Annotated in this window: 7 protein-coding genes; 4 read left to right on the forward strand and 3 right to left on the reverse strand. The window is 71.7% G+C overall.

The window, feature by feature from the left end:
- Positions 1 to 282 (forward strand): nuclear transport factor 2 family protein (locus tag KJ554_15440; protein MBU0743724.1); only part of this gene is annotated, 282 nt, incomplete at its 5' end.
- Between the two features lie 6 nt (positions 283 to 288).
- Here the strand turns inward: KJ554_15440 and KJ554_15445 are convergent.
- Together KJ554_15445 and KJ554_15450 are read right to left on the reverse strand one after the other, a co-directional pair.
- On the reverse strand, positions 289 to 1971 hold the full coding sequence (locus KJ554_15445) for a CHAT domain-containing protein (GenBank protein MBU0743725.1): 1683 nt from the start codon (positions 1969 to 1971) through the stop codon (positions 289 to 291).
- A 150-nt stretch (positions 1972 to 2121) separates the two neighbouring features.
- Positions 2122 to 3216: a tetratricopeptide repeat protein gene (locus tag KJ554_15450; protein MBU0743726.1), complete on the reverse strand. Its 1095-nt coding sequence runs from the start codon at positions 3214 to 3216 to the stop codon at positions 2122 to 2124.
- 229 nt (positions 3217 to 3445) lie between these two features.
- Between KJ554_15450 and KJ554_15455 the strand changes: the two genes are divergently transcribed.
- From KJ554_15455 to KJ554_15465, 3 genes are all read left to right on the forward strand, one after another.
- Positions 3446 to 4078: an RNA polymerase sigma factor gene (locus KJ554_15455; protein ID MBU0743727.1), complete on the forward strand. Its 633-nt coding sequence runs from the start codon at positions 3446 to 3448 to the stop codon at positions 4076 to 4078.
- Entirely contained in the window at positions 4071 to 4862 is a 792-nt protein-coding gene (locus KJ554_15460; GenBank protein ID MBU0743728.1) for a hypothetical protein, read from the forward strand. The genes KJ554_15455 and KJ554_15460 overlap by 8 nt, the downstream gene beginning before the upstream one ends.
- A gap of 85 nt (positions 4863 to 4947) precedes the next feature.
- Positions 4948 to 5625, forward strand: coding sequence for a hypothetical protein (locus KJ554_15465; GenBank protein ID MBU0743729.1), 678 nt, complete (start codon positions 4948 to 4950; stop codon positions 5623 to 5625).
- On the opposite strand, the gene pabB is transcribed toward KJ554_15465, so the two are convergent.
- A partial coding sequence (gene pabB / locus KJ554_15470; GenBank protein ID MBU0743730.1) for an aminodeoxychorismate synthase component I occupies positions 5606 to 6532 on the reverse strand: 927 nt, incomplete at its 5' end. The two genes, KJ554_15465 and pabB, sit on opposite strands and share 20 nt — an antisense overlap.

Genomic DNA, 6532 nt, shown 5'->3' on the forward strand with positions numbered 1-6532 from the left:
ATCCAGCTGCCCGAGGGCGGCGCCCCCGTGCGCGGCGGCGCGACCATCGCCGCAGGCTTCGACGACGCGCCCGGCCTCGTCCTGGACTGGACGCCCCGGGAAGGCGGCGTGTCCGCCGCGGGCGACCTGGGCTGGACCTGGGGGCGCTACACGGCGACCTGGCCGGAGGAGGACGAGGCCTCCCCCGCCTCGACCGGCAAGTACCTCAACGTCTGGATCCGCGAAGAGGGCGAATGGCGCGTCCTGGTGGACATGGGCAACAGCGATGTCCTGGAGGAGTGAACCGACCTAGCCGCCCGTGAGCACGAAGGCCGCCCACAGGGCGGGATGGGCCAGGTCGAGGCCGTCGCGGGTACCTCCGCGGATCATGCCGCGCTTGGTCGCGGCCAGGGCGCTGGCGCTCGCGGTTCCGGCGGCGAGTCCCCCATAATAATCGGACATGAAGGCGGCGGCGCCGAGGCCGGGTATGTCCCACAGGGCGGACACGACGCCGCGCGCGCCCGCATACAGGAAGGCGCGCGTCAAGCCGACCAGGCCCTCGCCGTCGATCTGCTCGCCCAGGGCCGACGAGCAGGCGGACAGGGTCACCTGCGCGCAGTCCAGGTCGAGGGCGAAGATCTCCGAGACGCTCAGGAATCCGTCGTCCCCGCCGTCGGGGTCGGCGGACAGGGCGAGGCCCGAGTACTGGGGGCTCTGCTCGTTGAAGAGGCCGTGGGCCGAGAAATGCAGGTAGCGGCAGCCGAGGGACAGGGGAGATGCGGCCAGGGCCGCGACCGAGGCGTCGCCGTGGCGGTGGAGGATGAAGGGCTCGAACCCTGTTGCCGCCAGAGCCTCGATTTCCTCGTCCGCGTGGGGCACCGGGCGCAGCCCCGAGGCTCCGGCCACGCGCGCGAAGACGCTCTGTTGTTCCGGGGCGGCTTGGATCGGATCCGCCACGACCATCAGACCGCCGGCGGACGACGGGAACCCGGGCGACGCGCGCAGCCGTTGCAGGGCGCTCACCGAGGGGGCGTAGGCGACCTCCTTCTCCAGCACCAGAAACGGCAGCGACGAGAAGCGGGCGCCGCCGCCGTCGCGTACCGGCAGGGCCTCGAAGGGGAGGTAGTGCAGGGCCCCGTCCGGCACGATCAGCACGCGCGAGGCGCCGGTCAGCTCCTCCGTCACGGGATCCAGCAGGAGACGCGCCAGCTCCCGCGCCGCCGGCGCGTAGTAGGCCGCCTCGGCGCCGGTGACGTTGTAGTCGCGCAGCATCGGCAGCAGGTCGCGCACGCGCCGCTCGAGTTCCTCGCGCGCGGGCAGGTCCAGCATCCGGAAGCCGTCCCGGGTGACCGCGAAGAGATGCGATTCCTCCTTGCCGAGCTGGTACTCGAGCAGCAGTTCGCCCTCGTGGAGCACTTCGCCCTGCGCCTCGGCCAGGGTGCAGGGGTGCGGGTAGCGCAGTTCGGCGTAGCGCGGGTCGGCCTCGCGCAACTCGGCCTCGAGCACGTCCAGGCGGCTCTCCAGTCGCGCTATCTCGGCTTCCATGATGGCGGCGCTGTCCGGGTCCGCGGCCTGGAGGCGCTCCTGCAGCGACGCGATGCCGCCGAGGATCTCGGCCTCGCGCTCCTGGTAGCCGGTTCCCGCGCGCACGCGCAGGTCCACCTCCGCCTCGGCCAGCAGATCCAGCAGCGAGCGGGCCTTGGCCATCTGGGCCGTGTCGAAGGCGCGGCGGTCGTGTCCCGACTCCGGCTGTGCCGCGTGCAGGTCGCCCAGCACGCTGATCATCTCCTCGAACGAGCGTCCCACCTGGCTGAAGTAGCCGCTCTGCAGGCCGGCCGAGCCGCCGCTGCGCCGGCGCACCGTGTTGACGATGTCCACGGCCTGTTCCAGGTGCGCCAGGGCCTCGTCGAGGCGCCCCTGCGCGCGGGCCACCTTGGCGCGGCCCAGCAGGGCCGACTCGGTGATGTCGAAATAGCCGGTGGCCTCGGCCACCCCGCCGGCGGCCGAGAGGGCGGCGGCGGCCGCGTCCAGGCGCCCCAGATCCAGCAGGGCGTGGCCCTTGAAATGCAGGGCGTAGGCCTCTTCCAGGGGCAGTTCCCACGCCCGGGCGTAGTCGATGGCCTCGTCGAGCCTGGCCAGCCCCTAGTCGTAGCGCCTGAGCTCGCAGAGGCTCTGGCCCTTGACCTGGAGGATCGAGGCCACGTTGCGGTGGTCGCCGGCGGCGATCATGGCCGCGTGGGCCTCCTCGTAGACCGCGAGCGCCTCCTCGTGCCGCCCCTGGTAGGCCAGGATCGAGCCCGAGTTCAGCAGGTACCAGCCGCGGCGGCGCGGATCGCCGGCCAGCCGCGTGGCCTCGGCGTACTGGGCCAGGGCGTTGTCGTAGTTGCCGATCAGGTAGTCGATGCCCGCGAGGTCGCCCAGGCAGCCGCTGAGGACCTCGTCGGCGCCGATCTCCCGCGCCATGGCCTCGCCGCGATGGAGCATCGACGCGGCGTGTGTCAGCTCTCCCTTGAAGATGTGGATGGTGCCGATGTAGTGGAGGCAGCGGGCCTGCCCGGCCTCGTCGCCGGCGCGGGTGTAGGCGTCCAGGGCCGCTTCGCGATGGGCGAGGGAGATGTCCAGATCCATGTGCAGGCGGCTGACGATGGACAGGGCGAGGTGGGCGCCGGCTTCCCAGGCGGGGATGTCGTGTGCGACGGCCGTGGCCAGCGCCGCGTCCAGGTACCCGGCCGCCTCCTCGACCTGGCGGCTGCGCACCAGCACGCGTCCCAGGTTCAGGCGCGCCTGGGCCGCGGCCAGGGGCTGGCCGAGGCTCCCGGCGAGCTCGAGGGTGACGGGCAGGGCCTCGAGGGCCGCCGGGTAGTCCCTCGTCTCGATCCAGAGGGCGGCCAGACGCTCTGTGGCCACCAGCAGGCCCAGGGAGTCGCCGCTCGCCGCGTAGGCGTCGCGGGCGGCGGTCAAGCCCGCCAGCGCGGCCTCGTGGTCGTCGGCTTGCTCCCGGCGTACGCCTTTCGCCAGGTCGTCTGCCGATGTCGCGGGGAAAACGGCCGTCGTATCCGCCAGGGCGAGCACGTGGACGAAACGGGCGTTGTCGGGAGAGGACCGCAGCCCCTCGCGCGCCGCTTGCGTCGCCCCGGCGACGTCTCCGCGCAGGAAAGCGCGCCAGGCCGCCTCCGCCGCGGGCAGCGCCTCGGCCGCCGCCGGCCCCGCCGCCAGGACGATGAGGCTGATCGTCAATCCCAATAAGATCTTGTCAAGTCGAGGCAGGAAAGGCGAGTATGATCCCGTCGATCCCCGCCGCGCGCCGCGCGCGCGGGCGTGGGCCGTGGTCTGTGAACGGTGGGCGTACATCCGGTCGACCCCCTGGCACGTGTAAGGCGTGAAACGTCCGTCCTCCGGCCAGTATGCACGGAAACGCCCACCACGGCAACGAACGGTGATCGGCGATCACGTTCCGGAGAACCGCATGGATCGAGCCCATTCGCCCACTTCCTCTCTCGACGAGCTCTGCGCCCTCGCCGTCGCCGGCGACGAGCGCGCCCGGTCCGAGCTTTTCTCCGCCCTGCGCGTAAGGTTCCTGCAGGTCGCCAAACGTAGGGTGCACGGAGATCACCTGGAGGACGTGGTCCAGGATGCTCTGAAGATCGTACTCGACAAGTACCACGCCAGGACCGGGGACACCGGCATTCTCGTCTGGAGCTTCACCGTGTTGAGGAACGTGATCGGCAACCATTACCAGTCCCGCAAGCGCGACGTCGAACGCACGACCCACGTGGAGGACTGGCAGACCTTCCGCTCGGCGGCCGTGGTCATCGATCCCACCCAGGATCGGGAGACCACGGAGTTCACGAGCCGGCTGGAGGACGCCGTCGCGGCGCTGGCCCGCAAGTCGCCGCGCTGTGGCAGGCTCTTCGCGAATCTGCTGGAGAGCTACCGGCGCGGAGGCGGTCAGCGCGAGGTTTCCCAGCGCGCCCTCGAAATGGCTCGACGCGAGGATCCCGGCATATCCCGCAACTCCTTCTACGTGGCTCTGCATCGCTGCCGCGCGCAGTTGCGCGCCCTGCTCGATGCCGAGGAAGGGAGCCTGAGCCATGTCTGAAAGCAAGGATACACGCATCCCCGCGGCCGCGGACCTGCTGGCCGCCTACGAGCTGGGACTGCTCGACGCGGAGGACCGTCTCCGCTTCGAACGCGGCACGCTGGACGATCCGGATCTGCTCGAGGAGATCTTCGCACACGCGCCCGAGGCGCAGGCGCTGCGCGACGATCCCGCGCGCTACCGGAAGGCGCTGGAGACCGCCCTGCGCGAGGCCGGATCCTCGCCGGCGGAACGCCTGGCAGGATGGCTGCGCGCCCTGCTGTCGCCGCGCGTCCTGGCGCCCGTCGTGGTGGCCGTCGCCGCCGTCTTCGTGCTGGTGCTCATGCCCGATGGCGACGAACTGCGCCGGATCGCCGTGCTCGAACCCGCCCCCTACGTCCAGGTCGACACCCGCGCCGCCGAATCGGATGCCGCGGTCCTGTTCCGCGAAGCCATGTCCCAGTACACGTCCGCCCGCTACGGCGACGCCGCCCGCCTGCTGGACGAGGCCCTGGCCGCCGGCGACGCGAGCTGGCACCAGGACGCGCAGGCGCGCCTCTACCTGGGCGTCAGCCGCCTGCTCGACGGCGATCCCGCCGGGGCCCTGTCGCCGTTGCGCGAAGCCGCCGGCTCGTCGCAGTTGGCGATCGCCGAGCGGTCCCGCTGGTACCTGGCGCAGGCGTACCTGCTGTCCGGCGACGCCGGCGCCGCGCGCGAGGCGCTGCTCTCCCTGACCGACAGCCCCGTCCTCGGCGCCGGCGCTGCGGAGCAGCTGGCGGCGCTCGAGCGCCTGGGCGACGGTTGAGCGGTCTCCGGGTCGATGTGAACATCCAGGCGATTCGTCCGTATATTCCCTCGTGAGAAAACCCCACCGCAACCGGGAGCCGGACGTGTTCGATCGTCGCCTTGTCTTGACCCTGCCGCTTCTCTGTCTTTCCGTCGCCGCGGACGCGATCCCGTCGCTCAACGAGATCCGCGTCGATCAGGTGGCCGATGACGTGGACGAGTACTTCGAGCTGTCCGGAGCGCCGGGCGAGTCCCTGGCCGGTTACTGGTACGTGGTGATCGGAGACGGCGGCCAGGGCTCGGGCGTCGTGGAGGCCGCCATCGATCTGTCCGGTCACGCCATCGGCGCGGACGGCTATCTCTCGGTCGGCGAGGATGCGTCGATTCCCTGCGGCGAGATCGATGTCGTCATACCCTACGCACTGAACTTCGAGAACAGCGACAACGTGACGCACATGCTGGTCGAGGGCTTCACGGGCGACCTCGACGACGATCTCGACCTCGACGACGACGGCGTGCTGGACGTCGAGCCCTGGCTGGCAGTGGTGGAATGCCTGGCCCTGATCGAGACGCCCCTGTCCGGGGACCTGGTCTACTGCGACACGCAGCTGGGACCGGACGGCCCCTTCCTACCCGTCCACGCCGTGCGCTGCACCGCGGGCTGGGGGATCGGCGACTTCGCCGTCTGCACGCACGATTCCCCCGGCGGCGCCAACACGGCCGCCTGCGCGGCGCCCGCCGCGCGCCGGAGCTGGGGGGAGATCAAGGCGGGTTACCGCTGACGGTCGCGATCGCCCGGGCCAGCGCGCGCACCTTGTCCAGGGATTCCCGCCATTCGGCGCCCGGTTCGCTGTCGGCGGTGACGGCGCCGCCGGTCCCGTAGGTGGCGCGGCCGTCCCTGGCGACGATGGTGCGGATCACGACGTTCAGGTCCAGCGCGCCGCTGGACTCCAGCCAGCCGATCGCGCCCGCGTAGATCCCCCGCGCGTGGCGCTCCAGCTCGTCGATCACTTTCATGGCCTCGATCTTGGGCGCGCCGGTCATCGAGCCGCCGGGGAAGCAGGCCCGCACCGCGTCGATGCCGTCCAGTCCCGCGCGCAGCCGGCCGCGGACGGTGGACACGAGCTGCCAGACGTTGGCGTAGCCCTCCACCTCGCACAGGCCGGTCACGTGCACGCTTCCGGTCTCGCAGACGCGGCCCAGATCGTTGCGCGCCAGATCGACGATCATCACGTTCTCGGCGCGGTCCTTCGCCGAGGCCGTGAGCTCGTCGCGCAGACGCGCGTCCTCGGCCGGGCCGGCGCCGCGGGGACGGGTGCCCTTGATGGGACGCGTCTCGAGCATGCCCCGCTCGTCGAGGCGCAGGAAGCGCTCGGGCGACGAACAGATGACCGTCGCGTCCCGGTGGGACAGGAAACCGGCGAAGGGCGCCGGGTTGTCGCGGCGCAGGACGGCGTAGAGGGTCCAGGGATCGGCCGCAAGCGCCTGTTCGAACCTGTGGGTCAGGCAGCACTCGAAGACGCGTCCGTCGCGGATGTCGCGCCGGATCGCGCGGACCTGCCCGCGGTACGCGTCCTCGCTCACGGCCGGGACGGGCAGGACGTCGCCCGGGGGAGCGGCGAGCCCGGCCGCCGGATCCGGACCGGGAGACCAGGCGTCCAGTCGCGCGCGGACGGCCCCGGCTAGCCG

The organism is bacterium (assembly GCA_018814885.1).
Classification (GTDB): domain Bacteria; phylum Krumholzibacteriota; class Krumholzibacteriia; order LZORAL124-64-63; family LZORAL124-64-63; genus JAHIYU01.